14 protein-coding genes and 1 pseudogene are annotated in these 20,516 nt (G+C 52.9%); 1 reads left to right on the plus strand and 14 read right to left on the minus strand.

Annotated elements, in window-relative coordinates; translation table 11 throughout:
• Nucleotides 1–2 precede the first annotated feature (2 nt).
• Both BQ7382_RS09695 and BQ7382_RS07555 read right to left on the minus strand, forming a co-directional pair.
• On the minus strand, nt 3–1,166 hold the full coding sequence (locus BQ7382_RS09695) for a restriction endonuclease subunit S (protein WP_077391505.1): 1,164 nt from the start codon (nt 1,164–1,166) through the stop codon (nt 3–5).
• Entirely contained in the window at nt 1,159–3,750 is a 2,592-nt protein-coding gene (locus BQ7382_RS07555; protein WP_077391506.1) for a type I restriction-modification system subunit M, read from the minus strand. Before BQ7382_RS07555 ends, BQ7382_RS09695 begins: the two co-directional genes overlap by 8 nt.
• Nucleotides 3,751–4,276: 526 nt before the next feature.
• Here BQ7382_RS07555 and BQ7382_RS09700 point away from each other — a divergent pair.
• On the plus strand, nt 4,277–4,834 hold the full coding sequence (locus BQ7382_RS09700) for a TM2 domain-containing protein (RefSeq protein WP_235847981.1): 558 nt from the start codon (nt 4,277–4,279) through the stop codon (nt 4,832–4,834).
• Between the two features lie 55 nt (nt 4,835–4,889).
• Here BQ7382_RS09700 and BQ7382_RS07565 read toward each other — a convergent pair whose 3' ends face one another.
• From BQ7382_RS07565 to BQ7382_RS07620, 12 genes and pseudogenes are all read right to left on the minus strand, one after another.
• Nucleotides 4,890–6,251, minus strand: coding sequence for a CCA tRNA nucleotidyltransferase (locus BQ7382_RS07565; protein WP_077391507.1), 1,362 nt, complete (start codon nt 6,249–6,251; stop codon nt 4,890–4,892).
• Nucleotides 6,252–6,567: 316 nt separating this feature from the next.
• A complete protein-coding gene (locus BQ7382_RS07570; RefSeq protein ID WP_235847996.1) occupies nt 6,568–8,424 on the minus strand; it encodes a Cna B-type domain-containing protein in 1,857 nt (618 codons plus the stop codon).
• Nucleotides 8,425–8,709: 285 nt separating this feature from the next.
• Nucleotides 8,710–9,234: a nitroreductase family protein gene (locus tag BQ7382_RS07575; RefSeq protein WP_077391509.1), complete on the minus strand. Its 525-nt coding sequence runs from the start codon at nt 9,232–9,234 to the stop codon at nt 8,710–8,712.
• A 254-nt stretch (nt 9,235–9,488) separates the two neighbouring features.
• Nucleotides 9,489–9,836: a DUF488 domain-containing protein gene (locus BQ7382_RS07580; protein WP_077391510.1), complete on the minus strand. Its 348-nt coding sequence runs from the start codon at nt 9,834–9,836 to the stop codon at nt 9,489–9,491.
• Between the two features lie 75 nt (nt 9,837–9,911).
• Complete coding sequence (gene hcp, locus BQ7382_RS07585; protein ID WP_077391511.1) at nt 9,912–11,549, minus strand: hydroxylamine reductase; 1,638 nt, start codon at nt 11,547–11,549, stop codon at nt 9,912–9,914.
• A 452-nt stretch (nt 11,550–12,001) separates the two neighbouring features.
• A complete protein-coding gene (locus tag BQ7382_RS07590; protein ID WP_077391512.1) occupies nt 12,002–12,310 on the minus strand; it encodes a type II toxin-antitoxin system RelB/DinJ family antitoxin in 309 nt (102 codons plus the stop codon).
• A gap of 110 nt (nt 12,311–12,420) precedes the next feature.
• Nucleotides 12,421–12,858: pseudogene (msrB, locus tag BQ7382_RS07595) on the minus strand (peptide-methionine (R)-S-oxide reductase MsrB); the annotation flags it as partial.
• A gap of 267 nt (nt 12,859–13,125) precedes the next feature.
• Nucleotides 13,126–15,060 carry a lysine--tRNA ligase gene (gene lysS, locus BQ7382_RS07600; protein WP_077391514.1) on the minus strand — a complete coding sequence of 645 codons (1,935 nt, stop codon included), beginning with the start codon at nt 15,058–15,060 and terminating at the stop codon, nt 13,126–13,128.
• Nucleotides 15,061–15,099: 39 nt separating this feature from the next.
• Complete coding sequence (greA, locus tag BQ7382_RS07605) at nt 15,100–15,576, minus strand: transcription elongation factor GreA (RefSeq protein ID WP_077391515.1); 477 nt, start codon at nt 15,574–15,576, stop codon at nt 15,100–15,102.
• Between the two features lie 16 nt (nt 15,577–15,592).
• Nucleotides 15,593–16,702, minus strand: a complete 1,110-nt coding sequence (locus BQ7382_RS07610) for an alanine racemase (protein ID WP_077391516.1) — start codon at nt 16,700–16,702, stop codon at nt 15,593–15,595.
• Between the two features lie 57 nt (nt 16,703–16,759).
• Nucleotides 16,760–18,613: an AMP-dependent synthetase/ligase gene (locus tag BQ7382_RS07615; RefSeq protein ID WP_159437266.1), complete on the minus strand. Its 1,854-nt coding sequence runs from the start codon at nt 18,611–18,613 to the stop codon at nt 16,760–16,762.
• 62 nt (nt 18,614–18,675) lie between these two features.
• Nucleotides 18,676–20,493, minus strand: a complete 1,818-nt coding sequence (locus tag BQ7382_RS07620; protein ID WP_077391518.1) for an AMP-dependent synthetase/ligase — start codon at nt 20,491–20,493, stop codon at nt 18,676–18,678.
• Nucleotides 20,494–20,516: the final 23 nt, after the last annotated feature.

Consider the following 20,516-nt stretch of genomic DNA (forward strand, 5'->3'; position numbering starts at 1 on the left):
GTTTATAGTGTTATTAAACTTTTTCCCTCTCGTTGATGAAGGGTGATAAGGTTGTCGAGGCTCTTAAAGTAACGCCCAATCAATCGCTGTTCCTCTATGTCTTGCGGAAGCGTCAGCGTTGTCTCAAAGAAATCGGCCGGCGCAATATTCAATAATCCATGGTTCCTAGCACCTTCAGCAGCAACAGCTTGAACGCCTTTATGCCAGAGGTCAGTATCATAATATGACACCAGATAGTCCGAGTCTGTCTTGCTATCATCAAGAATCCGGAACACGATATAAAGCGTTGATAATACGCCACTTTCATAGCGGTCAAGACGTTTTATCGCTCCCCACGGGGCATCTGCTGAAGTGCTCTTGTTGTACGCAAATTCGCCTTTACGGACAAGGTAATAACCGCTCACATCTTTACTGGCGATTCGTTTATCGAAGAACTCATTTTGATCGATTAACCCGTATTGAGCCGAAATCGTTAGTGGAAGAGTAGATTTCAAATCTTGATTCTTGCGTGTGATTCGCTCAACTACATCTCCCAACTTACGCTGTTCCCAAGGGTCAGTAAATCCTGGAAATCTTATTTCCGGGACAGTCCCCCCATTTTTCGGAAACATTTTTTGAAGCATACCATTTTTAAATTTTTTGTACGAGTCAAGCTCACGCTGATGAAGGGTGATAAGGTTGTCGAGTTGAGCAAGATACTTGCCAATTCGTATTTGCTCAGCCTTGTTTGGCAACAGTAAGTCTATGCCCATTAGTGTTTCAGCATTGAGTTTTGCACGACCCCCGCCGACCAAAAGTGACTCAATATCCGCTTGACTAATGGCATAGGCAAGGAATTGATTGTCTGCACAATCATACTTTCCTTGTAGAACGTGAGCGTGATTATTGACCCAAATTCTCCCTTTTACGCACTTTACAGGATAATTTTTAAGGTCATTCGCTCCATCTTCTGCGACAAGGATAAACTCACCATCGTGAGTATATCCATCTACATAGTCTTGAATTCCGTTCGCTCCGTAATAAGGAGTTGTGCCTGCAACTCGCAAACTTGCCGCCACCGGGATACGCAAATTATCATATCTGTCCGTTACTTCACTAACCTTACGCTGTTCCCAATCATCTGTATAACCTTTGAATCTGATCTGAGGTGTCTTTTCTTTACTCATGGCTTCCACCTCCCAGAAGGGCCTGCATCTCTCTGATGCCTTCCATGTCAGAATCACTTCCTGTCAGATCCGAAAGCATTGAATATAGAGCATCCTCTGTTTTCTTTATTTCCTCATCAAGGTCACGCATTGTAACGGCATATTTCGATGCCAGTCCCTCAATGCATTTTGTAAAGGAGTCGATCATTGACTCTGCTAATGCCATTGTTCCAGATACGATTGGATCCACCCACTTTTCGTGAAGCATCAGATGCATTTCATCTGACGTGAGATTTTCTATGGTCTCTTTTGTTTTTTCGTGAAGTTTTTTCTCTTTAACCTTTAATTCAGACTTGAGTTTTTTCTCCTTCTTGTTTAAATCCTCAGCTGTTTTAAGGACATCTATCAGTTCTTTGTACTCCGTTTCATCCTCTGACAGATTTTTTATGACACCCTTGATGTTTTTAAACACGAAGCCGTCATTCTCGTCGTTCAACGCATCAGATATAGTCCCTTTTTCCTCTTCACTCAAGTTGTCCAAGGCCTCGTCGTATGCCGAAGGGATATCTGCAAGCTCATTCTTCATTTCGTTGATCTTTTCCAGATCATCTGTTAGGAAAACCCTCTGCACAAGTTCAAACGGTAAAATATGGCCCTTCCAGCCATCCTGCACCTCTGCATCCTTCCCGTTCTTTTTCTTTATCACCATGTTAGGATCTACCTGGTTTACAGCCTCCAGACCCTCTGTTTGTATCAGCTCGATATCCCCTGATATCGTTTCAAATTGATCCTTGAACACCTGATATGCCTCATATGGATCCAGCAGATCAACATTGGCAAATCTTTTGAACAGGTCCTGAGCAATTTCTTCCTCTGTCTTCGGCAGTGACAAAGTTTCAACATCATCTATCAATCTATTGTCGAGACTGCTTCCCAGATCTGAAAACGTTTCTTCAAAGTTTTTCAGATAGGTTTTTACATCTGCATTCTGAAGGATGGTCTTTTTCACATCTTCAGTGCATATATTCTTGTATTCCTCCTCTCCTTCAAAAAGCTCATCCTTCAGTGAAGGGAACACACTCCAATAATCCGAGAAATCGTCTATTTCATTCTCGGGAATTCCACCAAACATAGAAGCATAAATATCGTAACTCTCGGCTTCTTCTGAGGAATCTACGTAACGAGGGATATTCAGGTTGTAATCATTGTTCCTGATCTCATCGCGTCCCACGACTCTTGAATAACTGTCGACGCTTTTTCTCTCACGGACAGTATCTGCTATCCTCCTGATATCGCAAGCTCTCAGCTTGTTGTTTTTCCCTTCTTTTGTAAACCCTTTTGATGCATCTATGATCAGAACGTCTGTATTCTGGCGTTTCTGCTTCAGGACCATGATGATCGTCGGGATACCGGTGCCGAAGAAAATGTTGGCAGGAAGTCCTATGACCGCGTCGATATTATTATTCTCGATCAGATTCTTGCGGATCTCACCCTCTTCGCCACCGCGAAACAAGACACCATGAGGCAGAACGATAGTCATTATTCCATCTGGTTTCAAGTGGTACAGATCATGCAACAGAAACGCATAATCTGCTTTGGACCTCGGGGCTACTCCATATCTGGCGTAACGTGGATCATTTTCTTTTCCTGACGGATCCCACCTCTGGCTGTATGGCGGATTGGAAACTACAGAATCCACATAGAGAGGCTCATATGTTCCCTTAGGATCGTTTTCATCAAAATAAGGCCAGTCATCCTCCAGCGTATCGGCATTTCTAGTAACGATATTGTCTGGAAGAATACCTCTCATGACCAGATTCATTCTTGTCAGGTTGTAGGTGTTGGCCTTCAGCTCCTGAGCATAGTAACGTATATGGTCTGAACTTCCCAGATACTTTGAAGCTGTTGTTCCTATGTTTATAAGCAAAGAACCAGATCCCGATGTCGGATCCAGGATCTTTATCTCCGATCTGTCCTTAAGATGATCTGCAACGATCTCAGACATCAAAAGGGACACCTCATGAGGTGTATAAAACTCCCCTGCCTTTTTCCCTGCATTCGCTGCGAATTTTGAGATCAGATATTCGTATATAAAGCCTAGTACGTCATAATCCTGGCGGCCGTTTATCGGAATTTCATCTATTAAATGGATAAGATCACTGACAGCCTTGGTCTGTGCTTTTGCATTTTCTCCAAGTTTAGATAAGCCGGTTTCGAGAGTGTTGAATATTCCTTCAAAGACATTCTTGTGAGACTCGGAGATAAGCCTGCTGAACGAAGAGAGTGCTACACGCACGTTGTCAACAGAGAAGTCTGGTCCCATTTCTATCCATGTAGAGAACAGGTTTTCATACGCAATGAAATAACCAAGACTCTGCTGCATTTCAGACTTTGATGAATCTTCGTCCTCAGCCGATTCATTCACATAGTTTTTGATATCTTCTTTCGTGTAATCCTTAGTGTACAGCCATTGCTCTTCCTTATCTGACAGGTATTTGTAAAATATGAATCCCAGTATATAGTCCTTGTACTCATTTGCTTCGATCTTCGACCGCATACGGTTTGCGGACTCCCAGATTTTTGTCGCCAGCTGTTGCTTGTTCATTTGGTCTTATCTCCTTAACACACAATATTTCTATATACTACGCAGAAGAATTCCTTCCACGCTCTTAATAAATATACCAGAATTAGAATTGCTACCCACTTAATTTCTTAGTACTTAGATTTTTTCAGTATTGCTCTTAACACTGCAAAAGGAAATAGCAATATCATCAGTATTACAGTGCCCACATCGTTGTTTTTCATGATATCCCCCTCTACCAGTTACTTCTTGTCTGTCTCTGTGTTTTCGTGCATTGTTCAATTATTTATACTTTATAGCATCTGAGTGATTTCGCCAATAGTTACACCTCTCGATTTCCCCCTCGAAATTACCCGCAGATCGTCAGAGTCACTTTTTTATGACTCTTTCTTTTCCCAGTCCAAAACGCCCCCTTTCTCCCTCGATATTGTTGTATAATGCTCCTGTGTGGAACGCATATGCGGTGCATGCGGACCCCACTCGTAGAGGGTGCGCATGCACCGCGCGAGGCAACGAGACTAACGCCAGTTTCCAGAAGGGGTGTGATCATATGGAACATATAGTGAGGATAGATGGGGAAAAGGTTTTTATCAGCGACGGCAGCGGCAATCTTTCGGAGGCCCCGCTCTCGGCCGTGCAGTACGAGGATCCGCGGGAAGGGGATACGGTGAGGCTTTTTGAGACCGACAACGGAATGCTGGTGTCGAAGGCGGAGGACGAGCCGCTGGATGCGTATCCGGCGGACGGCGCGCAGGCCGGGGCCGGCGGCGGACAGTATGGCGGACAATACGGAGATCAGTATGGATCCGGGCGGTATGCGGGATCTGGAGCCGCGAACGGAATGGGAGGACAGCGTGCCGGAGGGGCCATGAGGAAGTGCAACAAGCACGTTTTTGTGTGGCTCTTCGCCTTCGTGCTGGGAGAGTTCGGAGTCGACAGGTTTTACAGGGGGCAGATCGGGCTCGGCATCCTGAAGTTCATCACTGCAGGCGGCCTCGGAATGTGGTTCCTGGCGGACTTCATCATCGCGGCGATTAAGGCCTACAGCAACTCAGCCTTCGGACCTGACGAAGATGTCGTATTCGTAAACGGGCAATACGCAAAATAAGCGCAAAATAAATCACTGGCACACCGCGCCGGGCAACGGGCGGTATGCCAGTTTTTTATTTTCTGTTTTTCCTTTCTTTCCTGGCGTACGCCATTGTCTGCTTCAGTGCCGAGTCTCTGTCCACTCCCGCCAGCCGCATTTTGTGAGCGTAGGCCAGGAACTCGCCGAAGTCCGCACCTGGCTCCAGACCTTTTTCCATGAGATCGCGGCCGGTGAACCACGGCCTGTCCATGATCTGGCGGTACTGATCCAGCCTCTCCCGAAGAAATTCCGGATCGCCCGTAAAGGCTTCGGTGCCCGCCCTCACCGGGGCATCTGCCTGGGCGAACCATATCAGGTCCTCAGGCGCGCTGGCCTGGTCGAACATGCGATTCGTGGATTTGAGGGCCGGGTGAGATCTCGAGGCCACGTTGGGCTTCATGTGGAGGGGGACCATGTTCATGACATAGCTTTTCGTTTTTTTCTCGGAGACCAGGCGGTCCAGAAAAGCGCCGACCAGCGGCGCGCCCTCTGTCTCGTGGCGGTAGGCGTGGATGCGCCCCTTCACGAACTGCGTCGTCGTGATCTTCCCCAGGTCGTGGGTGAGGCAGAGGAGCATGAAAGCGTAAGGATCCGAGACCTCGCCGCGGAATGCGGCGGCCCTGTCGATCACATCCATGGTGTGGTTCCACACGTCGCCCTCGGGATGGAAAACGGGATCCTGCTCCAGCCCGATCAGCTGCTCCAGCTCGGGGAACCAGCAGTGGAGCTGCCCCATCTGCCGGAGAGCCTGGAAAAACCTTGAAGGCTCTTCCCCCTTCACCAGCGCCTTCCGCAGCTCCTCCTCCACCCGCTCCCGGGAGAGCGCCGAAAGGTCCATGACGCCGCAGAGGTCGATGGTCTCAGGGGCTATGGAAAAGCAGAACCGCGCCGCGAACTGGGCGGCCCGCAGGACCCGCAGGGGGTCCTCCGGAAAAGTTCGGGGATCCACGTGGCGGATGATCCCTTTTTCCAGATCCTCCCTGCCCCCGAAAAAGTCCAGTATCTCTCCGGTCAGCACGTCCTCCATCATGGCGTTCATGGTGAAGTCGCGGCGGCGGACGGCCTTCTCAGGGCCGATGAACGGATCCACCTCCACCTGGAAATCCCGGTGGCCGTTCCCCGTGGCCCGTTCCTTCCTGGGCATGGCGATGTCCAGATCCAGGCCGCTCATGGACATGATACCGAAGCTGGCCCCGTACTCCAGGGGCTTGCCAAGCCTGCACAGTATCTCCTTGAGCTCGCCCGGCTCGATGCCGTGGACCTCCACGTCCACGTCCTTGTTTTCAATATTCAGAAGGCGGTCGCGGACAAAACCGCCAACGAAGTAGGCACGCCCGCCCTTCTTTTCCACCATCCCGGCGATCTCCCGGGCCTTTTCCATTGCCGGATCGTTCATGACTGACCCTCCCGCTCTCGTACTCACTGCGACCATCTGCCGTTCAGTCTTTCCGGATGTCCCGGAACTTTCTGCCCATATGATACCACGGCCGGGGCACAGCCGGAACGCGGCTGGTGCACTGCCTGCCGGGACACGATCTGGGCGCGGCTGGCGAACTGCCTGCCGGAACGCGATCTGGGCGCGGCTGAAGCATTGCCTGCCGGAGCACGGCTGGAGTGAAGTGAGGACGCCGCAGGACGAGTCGGCCTCAAAAAAAAGTTCCCCCGCCAGGCGGATCAGTGCCTGACGGGGGCGTGTATGTAAGGGTATCGTTCTACCTGTTCTGGTGAGCCTTCTTTCCGGATGCCCTCCTTGCCGCAAGGAATAACAGCGCCGCTGCGGAGCCGGCCAGCAGCACCATGTAGTCTCCTGTTTTTCCAGGATCGTATGTCTTCGGCACCGGAGCCTCGGCCTTTGTGGCCTTTGTCGTTGCGGTCTTGGTGGTCGTCGTATTTCCGGAGTCCGGCTTGTCGGTCGTGTTTGCCGGGACGTTCGGCTTCTCCTCTTTCTTCTTGGTGTTCGTGACCACGAATCCATCGTCGCGGCCGCCGGTCACCTCTGTGGTGTACCCGTCAGCGCCGTCGGTCTCCATGGTATAAACGATGTCTGTGCCATTCTCCTGCTTCTTAAGGTCGGTGAAAGTGTAACTCCAGTTGTTGCCCGGGTTCAGGTCGATCTTGCTCACGACCTTGCCGTTGGCCTTGAGGTACACGGTCTCAAACTCTTCCATGCCGCCGAACCACTTGCCATTAACGTCGATGGAAATCTTTTCATCCACAGGCTTCGGCTCCTCCTTCTGGACCTTGGTGGTCTTGGTGGTGTTGCCGCCCACGGAGTTCTTGACGGTGTAGCCCACCGGAACATCACTCATGTCAACGGTGAAACGCACGTATGTGGTGGTGGATCCGTCTATCGCCTTGGTGTTGGTGATGTGGATCTTCTGCGGGTCGTCCTTGTCCTGTTTTATGGAAAAGTATTCGTTCTCCTCTGCGCTCAGGAACTTCACGTGGGAGTCCAGGTCGTCCGTGAGGTTTATCTCGTTCTCGGAAAAACCGTTGCTGTTCCAGAACTTGATTGTATACGTAACGATCTGGTCATCCGGGTCAGTGGTGATCTCCGTTTTGTCCACGCTCTTCTCTCCGTTGGAGGCGTTGTTGGCGCTGCCCTGGAGAACGTAGCTCTTGTGCTCCTGGTGGACATCTCCGTTCTCGGTATACGTGATGTTGGCCGTGTTTGTGAACTTGGCGGTGTTAGACCCGGCCGGAACCGTGGCCCAGTAAGTCACCAGGATGTGGTTGCTGAAGCTGCCCGGATACTTGAACACCAGGTTCTGCTGGTCCATTTCCCATGAGTACAGAGACGGATCTATGGCCTTATGTGAATCCCAGTCTGTGACCTGGATCCCCTTATCCTTGTCCAGTGTCATTCCATCCGGGATCCTGTCGTTCACTGTCACCTGGGAAATATTTCCTTCTTTCCTGTTGATATAAAGTCTGAACTTATAGCTTCCGCCCTTTGTCAGGTCAGCGATGCCGATCTGAGCTGCACTGGACGGATCCGAGTAATCATAGCCACCAAAACTGATGCCAGGGTTGTCAACGGCGTCCTTCATTATGGTATCGGTGAACTTCCCGCTTCCTCCTGTCGATGAACTCTGAGGAGCCACTGTTATTTTTTTCGAAGCCTCTCCCAGAGATATGTTCCCTGCCGACGAGGTGTCTTTGCTGACAGCTGTGACGAAGGCGCTGAAGCTGCCGGACAGGCCGCTCTCGATGCCGTCGCCGAAGATGATCTTGTACCTGCCGCCCCCCAGGTCTTCTTTTCCTGAAAAGTGCTGGCTGTTCAGGGAAAAGCTGACTTTTGACGCGATGTCTTCCGGAATAGTGACGATGGCGTAATCACCAGGGTGGATGGATCCCCGGTCAATGGTGTATTTAAAAGACACTATGGATGTGACTCCTGCCTCCCAGGTGTCGTTGGTCACGGATATCTGGGCGTGAACATGTGATGTTGCGTCGCTGCCGCCTGCCTCTGCAAAAGCCTGCCCCGGCAGGAGCATGGTGACGGCCGTGAGGAAAGCCACAAAAGCCGCTGCCACTCTGCGCTTGATGGTACTACGTCTGATAAGCATCTCCAATTCTGATCCTTTCAAATAACATCAGGTATTTACTATTTCTATGCAAACCTTTCATAGTATAACGCAAATCTTAAAATTCACAAGCGCATAATTATAAAATATACATCATTTATACAAAGTCACATGCGCGGATCAACATCTGAGTTTATTTGAAATTTGAGACCAGTCCCGCGGAAAATCTTCGGTTATCCTTCTCTAACCTAATATACATTTCCCAGTCTCACTGAGCGCAGGAGATCCACCTCCAGACCGCCACCTGACACTGTGACACCCCGACACTTAGATCGAAAACACCCGTCCTTCTTTTCTCGGACCTGCCGGCGGGATCTCCCCCTCCGGGAAGCCTACCACCACGCTGTCGACGCACTCGTAGGCATCGCCGTCGATGCCGGACTTCTTGAGGAGCTCTTTTCCCTCTGGAGTCTCAAACTGCTCCTTGCCCCTGTGGATCCAGCAGGTGCCAAGGCCCAGGGACGCCGCCTCGTTCATCATATTGGACAGTACGCTGCAGCCATCATGGATGCCGGTGCGGGCACCCCTCCTGGAAAAAATGCAAAGCACCGCCGGCGCTCCGTAGAAGCCATCGAATCCTTCCCGGCCCATGAGCTTCCCGTTGATCTGCCCCAGTTCTCTCACGGCAGAGGGCTCGGTGATCTTCAATATCAGAGTCTCCTGGCGGTTCATCCCGGTAGGAGCGTAGAGCCCGGCCTGGATGATCTCCTCCATGAGGTCTTCCGGAACAGGTTCTTCCTTGTACTTGCGGACGGAGCGCCGCCCCTTCAAAACATCTAAAATATCATGCATATCCAAGTCTCCTTTCTTTTTCTCTGTTCCGTTGATTATAACCCCGGCGGCGGGAAATTGCGCGGCCGCAGCAGGAACTTTGGGTGGCGGTATGGAAAAAAAACAAGATGCTGTCTGGGAGGCTGCAACGGCCAACAGGGCGCGGCTGGAAACAGAAAACAGGCCGCCGCACTTTCTCTCTCAAAATGCGACAGCCTGTTTCCAAATCGATCATTTCAGGTCGTCATCGTGATCTGTTGTGATTCCAGAATGTGTCAGTCCAGCAGACACCACTCGCGGAGGACGACGGCGTTGTTTTCTTCAGGGTTTTTCGAGGAAAAAAGGAATGTCACTCTGCCCCAGCTTCGAACATGCTCCAGAAATTCCGGGGCGCAGGGATTACGATCCAGTTCCCTTGTGTACTCCCGGGCGAACTCAATGAAGTCCATGCCTCCCTTGTGGTATCTGGTCCGCAGCTCCCTGGACGGAGCGATCTCCTTGCACCACACATCTATACCGGCTTTTTCCTTTGAGATCCCCCGTGGCCAGAGGCGGTCCACAAGGATCCGCTTTCCGTCCCCGGGTTCAGCCTCTTCGTAGATGCGCTTGATCTCTATTTCCATAAACCCTCTCCTGACTTGCTCAAACGTGTTACCGGCATCTCCCGGCGTATCCCGGTACCTCGTCTTATCTCTCCACTAGTTCAGGAACAGCTTCAGGTCGTCGTCAACTGTGCCGATACCCGCGATGCCGAAGTTCTCTACCAGTACGTTTGCAACATTTGGTGAGAGGAATGCAGGCAGTGTAGGTCCGAGGTGGATATTCTTCACTCCCAGGCTCAGGAGAGCCAGGAGCACGATCACTGCCTTCTGCTCATACCATGCGATGTTGTACGCGATAGGGAGCTCGTTCACGTCGTCCAGTCCGAAGATCTCCTTGAGCTTCAGGGCGATGAGGGCCAGAGAATAGGAGTCGTTGCACTGTCCGGCATCCAGAACTCTCGGAATACCGTTGATGTCTCCCAGGTTCAGTTTGTTGTACTTGTACTTCGCGCATCCTGCTGTGAGGATCACGGTGTCCTTTGGCAGCGCCTTCGCAAACTCTGTATAGTACTCCCTGCTCTTCATGCGGCCGTCGCAGCCCGCCATTACGAAGAACTTTTTTATAGCTCCGGACTTGACCGCGTCCACTACCTGATCTGCCAGGGCGAAAACCTGCTCGTGGGCGAACCCGCCGACGATGCTTCCGGTCTCGATCTCGGTAGGAGCCGGACATGTCTTAGCCTGCTCAATGATGGCGCTGAAGTCCTTTTCCTTGCCATACTCACCGTCGATGTGCCTGCATCCAGGGTATCCCGCAGCGCCTGTCGTCCAGAGGCGGTCTTTGTAGCTGTCCTTAGGAGGCACGATGCAGTTGGTGGTCATGAGGATAGGTCCGTTGAAGCTCTCGAACTCCTCCTTCTGCTTCCACCACGCGTTTCCGTAGTTGCCTGCGAAGTTGTCGTATTTCTTGAAGAATGGATAGTAGTGGGCAGGCAGCATCTCGGAGTGTGTGTACACGTCTACGCCTGTGCCCTTTGTCTGCTCCAGCAGCATCTCCAGGTCCTTCAGGTCGTGGCCGGAGATGAGGATGCCAGGGTTCTTTCTCACGCCGATGTCTACTGTTGTGATCTCAGGGTTTCCGTATGCCTCTGTGTTGGCCTTATCCAGGAGAGCCATGCCCTGAACGCCGTACTTTCCGGTCTCCAGAGTCAGGGCTACCAGGTCGTCAACGGTGAGGCTGTCGTCCAGTGTTGCTGCCAGGGCTCTCTGCATGAATGCGTCTACATCAGCATCGTCCTGCAGGAGAGCGTTAGCGTGCTTGGAGTACGCAGCCAGTCCCTTCAGTCCGTAGGTGATCAGCTCTCTCAGGGAGCGGATGTCCTCGTCCTTTGTGGCCAGAACGCCTACGTTCTTAGCCGCTGCGCCGTACTCATCTCTGGAAACACTCCACTTCGCTGCTGCAGGGAGCCCGGAAGCATCCTTTACCTGTGAGAGAAGCTCAGCCTTTGTGTTGAGGGTCATCTCAACTCTGTCCGCGATGGCCTCAAGGTCGAAGTTCGCGTTGGTGATAGTGGTGAAAAGGTTTACCGAAACCAGGTGGTTTACGTCTTCTGCAACGGTCGTCCCTTCAGCTCTGAGCTGTGTGGTCACTGCAGAAAGGCCCTTTGTAACATAGATGAGCAGGTCCTGCATGGCTGCCACGTCAGGGGTCTTACCGCACACGCCCCTTACTGTACATCCCTTGCATCCCGCCGTCTCCTGGCACTGATAACAAAACATTTTTGCATTTTCCATTGTTGGATCCTCCTGTTCATCGAGAACTGTTATTACCTTTGATCAACTTCCGGAGACCGTGCTGTTTCTGTGGCCGTCGGCGCACCCGGAATCTGTGCTCTGTTTTCCTTACAGCTGTATTCTACAGCAGGACAAAAAAACATCCCGTTGGAAATCCAACGGAATGTTATTATTTTTCGCTATTTATTTGATCGGCTCGATAGATCCCAGGGAACAATCCGCCGCAGCATAGATTAACCTTGTCCAACGGGTGAAACAGCACCTCGCCGCTCACCACGTTCACGCATATATTCCCTTTCGAAGGCTTTATTCATATTGCAGTACGCCTGAGCACACACTATTTTATTTATCTGAAAAGTCTTCCGTCTGACTTAACTGCTCGTGAACATCACGTCCATGATACATAATCCGCAGATCTCTTCTAGCTTCTGCTGTATACATCACTTTATACTTCATAAACCGAATTCCCGTTTCATTGCTGCTTCAACTTCATCTGCTGAGTAAACTCTGCCAGCACAAATATCTTTCGTGCCTTTTTCTATTTCTGCATCAAACTGTTCCTTTGTAAGAGAGCCATATGCAACAGGTTCCTCATAAGCCGGAAGTTTCATTTCAAAAGGAATCCCTCCCTGGAGTACAATCTGTCTCAGAAACATTCCTACTGCATTGGACATCGGAATGCCAAGTCGATCAAGCACTTGCTCTGCCTGTTCTTTCACCTCAGGCTCAACACGTGCAAATACATTTGCTGTTCTTGCCATAGACATCGCCTCCTCTTTTTTCTCCATTATATTTCGTCTGATTGCAAATCGCATTCAGTTCGCAATCTTTATCGTTTCTGCACTTACAGTAGGCAGATGGGAAATGAAGATCAGTCAAAAAGCTTCCTGTACTCTCCGTACCCCTGCTCTTCCATTTCGTCATACGGCACGAATCTCAACGCGGCAGAATTGATGCAATACCTAAGGCCTCCCGTTTCCTCTGGCCCGTCCGGAAAAACGTGCCCCAGATGAGAGCCTGCCTCTGCGCTCCGGACCTCTATGCGGATCATGCCGAAGGACGTATCTGTTTTTTCCTTAAGTGCGTCCTCCGCCACTGGCCTGGAAAAAGCCGGCCAGCCGCAGCCCGAATCGAACTTGTCCAGAGATGAAAAGAGCACCTCGCCGCTCACCACGTCCACGTATATCCCCTTTTCAAAGAAGTCATCATACTCCCCGGAAAAAGGCCTCTCTGTGGCGCCATGCTGCGTGACCTGGAAAGCCAGGTCGCCTATTCGTTTCCTGAGATCATTGTCGTTCATAACTTCACCCCTTTTCCTGATGCAGAGAATACCTTAACCCAGATCAGAGATCCAGGCTTCCCGGGTCCAACATAAAATCCATTGCTCCGATCACCAATATACCATCATCTGTCCGCCATAGTCTAATGAAGATTTTTGCCATATCTGGCATTTTTCTTCAGTACAGAAACAGCAATTGCAAGAATCATGCTTGTGATCTACCAAAAAGCACTCCCTCTCAGACCGCTTCTGAAAGGGAGTACCTCTTATCATCTGTATTATTCTATTATCCTTGTCTTAGTACAGCTTCGCTCCCGCCGGTATGTGGTCGTCCAGCAGTATGAAGTCCAGGTGCTCTTCGCCCTGGTACTGGCACACCATAGAGCAAAGCATGCCGCAGGAATCGATGCCCATCATCTTCCTCGGCGGGAGGTTCGTGATGGCAAGGGCGGTCTTGCCCGCCAGCTCCTCCGGCTCGTAGTACATGTGGATGCCGCTGAGGATGACTCTGTCCTCTCCGGATCCGTCATTCACCACGAACTTCAGCAACTTGCTGCTCTTAGGCACGGCCTCGCAGGACTTGATCTTCACTGCCCTGAAGTCGCACTTGCTGAAGGTGTCGAAATCCACCATGTCCTGGAATAGCGGCTCCACCTGGACCTTGGAGAGATCCAGATCCACCTTTTCCTTAGGAGCCTTCATGCCCTCAGGCTTCATCGTCGGGAAGAGGATCACGTCCCTGATCGAAGGCTGGTCGGTGATCAGCATGATCAGCCTGTCCACGCCGATCCCGAGTCCGCCCGTAGGAGGCAGGCCGACCTCGATGGCGTTCACGAAGTCCATGTCCATCGGATGGGCCTCGTCGTCTCCCGCTTCTCTTTCTCTCTGCTGCTCGGCGAAGCGCTCGTACTGGTCGATAGGGTCGTTGAGCTCGGAAAAGGCGTTGCCCAGCTCCCATCCGTTTATGTAGGCCTCGAAGCGGCGGGTGATGCGCGGATCGTGAGGATCCTTCTTGGCCAGCGGGGATATCTCCACCGGATGTCCCGTGAGGAAAACAGGTCCGTCCATCAGACCCGGAACGTCCTCACAGTAGTCGTCGAACATCTCTGCGATGATCTTTCCGCGTGTCCACTTGTTTACATCTTCCGGATCCATTCCGTATTCGATGGCGGCCTTTCTGGCCTCCTCGTCGGTATCGATCCTGTCAAAAGGAATTCCCGTCACCTTCTGAACGGTCTCGGTCATGTCGATCTTGTTCCACGGCGGAGTCACGTCGAACTCCTTGCCCTGATACTTGATGATCGGTGAGCCGTTGATCTCCATCGCGGACTTGTACACGATCTGCTCAGTGATGTCCATCATGTTGTCCAGATTGCCGTAGGCCATATAGCACTCCATGGAGGTGTACTCAGGGTTGTGGCGCTGGTCCATTCCCTCGTTTCTGAAGCACTGTCCCAGCTCGTAGACTCTGTCCATTCCTCCCACGATGCAGCGCTTCAGGTAAAGCTCTGTGGCGATCCTCAGGTACATGTCGATGTCCAGGGTGTTGTGGTGGGTGATGAAAGGACGGGCCGCGGCTCCTCCTGCTATGGTCTGGAGTATAGGGGTCCTTACCTCCAGGAATCCGTAGTCCTCCTCCAGCACCTGCCTGATGATGTGCTCGATGCGGGACCTCTTCACGAATGTGTCCCTCACCTCGCTGTTCATGATCAGGTCGACGTAACGCTGGCGGTATCTGAGATCCGGGTCCTTCAGGCCGCTCCACTTGTCAGGGAGAACCTGGATGGACTTGGTGAGCAGAGTGAGCTCATTTGTGTGGACGGATATTTCTCCGGTCTTCGTCTTGAAGACGATGCCCTTGATGCCCACTATGTCTCCGATGTCGTAGGTCTTGAAGAGCCTGTACTCCTCCTGGCCGATATCGTCTCTCCTGACGTAGCACTGGATCCTGCCCTGCTTGTCCTGGAGGTCAAAGAAGGCTGCTTTTCCCATGACCCTCTTGGTCATTATCCTTCCGGCGATGGCCACTTCCTCTCCGTCCATGGCCTCAAAGTTGTCCTTGATGTCACCGCTGTGGGCGGTCACGTCGTAAGTCTCGTGTACGAAAGGGTCACGGCCCATCTCCTGGAGATTCTTCAGCTTCTCCCTGCGGATCTTCCTCTGCTCGCTGAGGTCCTCTGCGGTCATCTCGCGGTCTTCAACAGGAGCCTTCTGTCCATTATCCTTGCTCATTAAAATTCCTTTCCTGTTTTTTCTGTTATAACTGAAAGCCTATGCCTTCTCTATCTTCATTACCTCGTACTTAACGTCTCCGCCCGGTGTGGTGAACTCCACCAGGTCGCCCACCTTGTGGCCGTCCAGGTTGGAGCCTACAGGAGAGTCCTTGGAGATCTTGCCGCTGAACGGATCGGCCTCGGTGATGCCGACGATGGTATATGCCTCTTCCTCGTTCGTGAGGATGTTCTTAACAGTCACCTTTCTTCCGATGCCGGCAACGTCGTCGGCCAAGTCATCGTCCCCTACGACCTTGGCTGTCCTCAGCATGTTCTCCAGCTCGGCGATCCTCTGCTCTGTCTCGGCCTGAGCTTCCTTGGCGGCGTCGTACTCGGCGTTCTCGGAAAGGTCTCCGTAGGAAATGGCGACCTTGAGCCTTTCAGCGTTTTCCTTTCTCGTTACAGAGACCAGGTGATCCAGTTCTTCCTCAAGCTGTTCCTTGCCCTCTCTCGTCATTTCTACAACTTCTGTCATCGCGTTATGTCTCCTTTCAATTCTCCTGCTTATCTATGATATGAACGTTTTCGCTCCCAGTGAGCCTGAGAAGCGCCGTATATCTTGGCTTGAATCTGATAATGTCTCCGACCTCCGGTGTCGCCGGGGCGTCCTCTACGTCCAGGATAAGGTGGTCTCCCGAGCAGCCGACTACCTGGATGCCGGGATCAAGAGGGATGATGTCGCCCGGGTCGCCGAAGTCCGCACCGCCGACGGCGCAGAGCGCCCTTTTTCTCATACCCCTGTCCACATAGGTGTTCTTGTGGCCGAAGGCATCCACTCCCAGGGTCCCGATCGGGTGAGAGGCCTTGAGCTTCACCTCTATGACCTGGGCCTCCAGGGTGAAGCTGTCGTCGTTGAGCATCTCCATCTGGTGGTAGCCATAGCAGGTGCAGGTCTCGTCCAGCGGTCCTACGAGGATCCCCGCTCCGATCCTGAGCATGTTTACCTTCGCAGGCATGTAGTCGTCGAAGACTCCCATGAGGCTGCTGGTGGCTCCCCCGGAGACGATCTCCAGAGGGCGTCCGATAAGGCCTTCCACGTCCTCCGCCAGGGCGGCAAGGGCGTCCATCTTGTCCTTCGTCGGCATCACGGAGCCGTAGCACCCCAGGTTCGTTCCGATGCCCAGGAGCTCGAGGCCCTTCATCTCTTTTTCCACCTTCACCGCGGCGTCCTTGAGTTCCTGGTGATCGAAATACCCTTCTCTCAGGTCTCCCAGGTCGGCCATGAGGATGACCCCATGGCTGGTGTTCTGGCTGAGAGCCGCCTCGTTCAGGGCCTCCAGGGTCTTCATCTCGCTGTTCAGGCTGGCGTCGCATATCTTCACCAGCTCTTCCACCTCCGAGAGCATCGGCACGCGGATCATCAGGAGCTTCGCCGGCATGCCTGCGTTCTTTACTCTGGCCAGCTGCTCCAGCCTGGATGAGGCCAGCAACTCTATCCCGCAGTCGGTGAAGTCCCTGGCCACGGAGACGATGCCGTTGGCGCCTTTGATGACCCCTGCAACTTTGATGCCGTGGCCTTCGCAGAGTTCCCGCACCTTGGTAACGTTTTCTCTAACCTTCCTGTGGTCTATCACTACCGCAGGATATCTGATCTCTCCCATGAGTTCCCTTCTCTCTTCGGGCCATCGGCTGCGCCCTGCAGTCTGAGGTCCATGCAACTAAGCCCTTCTGTTGTCCTTTACGAACCGCCTGATCTTCATGGCGGTGGTCACGTCAAAAGGCCTCTTCCTTATTATCACCTTGTTTATCTTCTTGAAGGCCGGAAGCTTTTTGTTCACTTCCTCCACCTCTCCCATGATCAGGACGTATTCCTGTTCATCGGTGAAGTCCTTCCCCAGCTTGTCCTCCACGTTCTCCTGAGATGTCCTCAGGGTCACGCAGATCCGGTTGTTGTTCACCGTGCCGGCTTCCTCGTCTCCCCAGACCATGCACTCCTCGATGTAATCGGAGTTCAGCAGGTAGTTCTCCAGCTCTTCCGGATACACGTTCTCCCCGTTGGCGGTGAGGATCATGTTCTTCTTCCTGCCCGTTATGTACACGTAGTTGTCGTCGGTCATGTACCCGAGGTCACCGGTGTGGAACCAGCCGTCCACCATGGCCGCGGCAGTGGCATCAGGGTCCTTGTAGTACCCCAGCATGATGTTCGGTCCCTTGAAGCAGATCTCTCCGACGCCCTCTTTGTTCGGCTCGTAGATCATGCACTGGTCCATTGGAAAAACATGTCCTATGGATTCGTTCCTGGTGTGGCCGCCTGCATCGGGGTTCAGTGTCACCATAGGCGAGGTCTCCGTCAGTCCGTATCCCTGCACGGCTCTGTATCCCAGGTCTGTGAGGAAGTCCAGCACCTTCACGTCGGCGGCTGCGCCTCCAACTATCGGGGTCCTGAGCTTCGAGCCAAACGTAGCCCTTATCTGCTTCGTCACCAGTTTCGACGGGTCGAGGCCGACCTTTCTGGTCACACGGCTCACCGCAAAGACCGCCTTCAGACTCTTTTCCTTTCCTTTCTTCCTGACCTCCCTGATGATCTTCGAATAGATCTTCTCAAAGACCAGCGGCACGGCCAGGAGCAGCGTAGGCTCCACCTCCTGCAGATCACTGACGATGTACTTGAGCCCCTGACAGAATGCCAGGGAACCCGTGCAGTAGATGGATTCAATGAATGAGCAAGTGCACTCGTAGGTGTGGTGGATCGGAAGAAGGGAGAAGAAAATGTCTCCCTTTTCCACCTGTATAAATGTCTGGGCCATCATGACGTCGGTGATGATGTTCTTGTGGCAGAGCATCACGCCCTTGGAAACTCCGGTGGTGCCGGATGTGAAAAGGATGATGGCCAGTCTGTCGTTGTAGACCTCCGCGTCGATGTAGTCCCTGACGCCGCTCTCCGTCATCCTTCGACCGGTCTCCCTGAGCTTTTCCCAGGAGAGGATGCCCTTGTCCGGATCTTCGTCCTCCGGCGCCAGGTCGATCCCTATGACATACCGTATGTCTGTGTCTCCGCTGTCCTTGATCTGGATGAAATCGTCGAAATGCTTTGAATCGGTGACGACGGCGGCCAGGTCTCCCTTCCCGGAAAGCTGGTGCAGCTCTCCCTCGTGGAGCTCCTTGTCCAGGGGCACGATCACGCCCACGCCGCCGACCACGGCCAGGTAGGTCTCGGCCCACTGGTAGCAGTTCCTGCCGATGACTCCGATGTTGCGGTCCTTGAGACCCAGCCCCAGCAGCGCCGTTCCCAGCGCGTTCACGTCCTCCAGCACCTGCCTGTAGGTGATGGATCTAAAGGGCTCGTTCCGCCTGAACTTCTGGAGGAAAAGAGTCCTGTCCCCATCCGTCGTGGCCCTCTTCTGGAGCATCTGCCGTATGTCCGTCACGGCGTCCCTCCACCTGTATAGCACGCATGGATCCGGGCTCCCGTTGAGCTCCTCCATGAACCGCTCCATCTCCTCCATTTCCCTGGCCTTGACCGCCAGGTACTCAGAAGACTGGTTTTCCGGATTTGTCAGTTGATCCCACATTTCGCCTCTCCTCGTTCTCGGGCTGATGAAAAAACGTATACGGTTGTGCCCCGCGTGGCGCATCACCTGAAAGTACGGTCGTCGTACTTGTATTCGTAATTTGCTTCCTCGAAGCGCTTGATCTTGAGTGTGGTGGTCTTCACGAACTCCTTGTCCCTCACCTCGAACCTCCGCACTCTCTTGTACGGCGGCATCTTGGCGTTGGCCTCCTCCACCGCGGCGCTCAGGATGCTGGCGATCTCCTTGTCGGATGTAGCCCCGATCTCCTTGAGGGCGGCCATCTCAGGATAGATGATAGCCGTGCAGAGCAGGTCTCCCTTGCTCTCCTCCGGTTTGCCATAAACCAGGACCTCGTTGATGTACGGGTTCAGGAGCAGGTAGTACTCCACTTCTTCAGGGAAGATGTTCTTCCCGCCCTTTGTCACGATCACGTTCTTCTTGCGGCCCGTGATGTACACGAAGCCGTCCTCGTCCATGTATCCGTAGTCTCCAGTCTGGAGCCATCCGTTCACTATTGTCTTCTCGGTGTTCTCCGGGTCCTTGTAGTAGCCCATCATCACCGATGGCCCTTTACAGATGATCTCTCCGATACCGGTCTCGTCCTGGTCGATCACCCTGACCTCCGTGCCCGGCATCACCTTTCCTGCGGCGTTGGCCTTGCTGTACCTGTCGGTGTTCATGGCGATGATCGGAGCGTTCTCGGTCATTCCGTAACCCTGGATTATCGGCAGACCCATGGCCTGGAACTCGATGATCACCTTAGGGTCGATCGCAGCTCCGCCGGCGATGAGGCAGTACAATTTATCGCCGAAGATCTGGTGTACCGGCTTGAACATCCGCTTCGTCACCGAAGGCCTGTTCTGGAGGTTCAGCCTCTTGGAAAGGGCGATCGCCCTCCTCAGCTGCTCAGAGCTGCCGCTCTTCTCCGCCTGGTGCCAGATCTTCCTGTAGATGTTTTCGAATATCAGAGGCACTCCCAGCATGATGCAGCAGCCGGCGTCCACGAAGTTGGTCTGTATGTGCTTCAGGCCCTCGCAGATGACCACCGTCGCTCCCTGGTAAAAGCACGTCATGATGGTGCATGTGCACTCGTATGCGTGGTGTATCGGGAGCACGGAAAGGACTCTCCCGCCTTCCGGTATGTGGAAGTACTTGCTCATGTTCACTACGTTCTGTGTCAGGTTCCTGTGGGAGAGCATCGCTCCCTTGGCCAGTCCCGTCGTGCCCGATGTGAACAGTATCGTGGAAAGGTCTTCCTGGTCCACCTCCTGCTCCATGTAGATCCGGTCTCCTGCGGCCAGGCGCTCCCGGCCTTTTTCGATGAGCTCGGACTGAAGCAGTATCTCAGCCTTGCTGCCGAAAGCGTTGAGACGAGCGCCGTCAGGCCCTTCCTTTTCCTGGAGATACTTGTCAACATCATCGACCGGTGAATCCATGATCACCAGGTACTTCAGCTCGGGGAGCTGATCCAGGAAGGAACCGATCTTGTCCGCCATCTTGGCCGAGGCAAAGAGGAGCTTCACGTCCGCCCTGGTCAGGAGGTTGACCATCTCTCCCTCCTCCAGGTTCTTGTCTATCGGGACCACAACACCCGCTCCCGAGGCGATGGTGAAGTAGGAAAGCACCCACCTGTAGCTGGACTCTCCAACTACGGCCATGTTCTCGCCCTTGAGTCCCATATTCAGGAGGGACGTGCCAAGACCGTTCATCTTGCGGTAAAAATCCTGGTAGGTTATGTGCTTCCACGGCTCGCCGTGAACGTCCTTGTACATGTAAGCCCACCTGTCAGGGTATCTGTTGACAGTAGCCCTTATGAACTCACGGATGGTCTCCACGTATTCCACCTTGTACAGGCTGTTTTCATATTTCCTGCTGTTCAATTCATTTTCCCCCGTCGAATATG

The sequence above is a fragment of the Mobilibacterium timonense genome, assembly GCF_900155555.1.
Lineage (GTDB): Bacteria > Bacillota > Clostridia > Peptostreptococcales > Anaerovoracaceae > Allobaileyella > Allobaileyella timonense.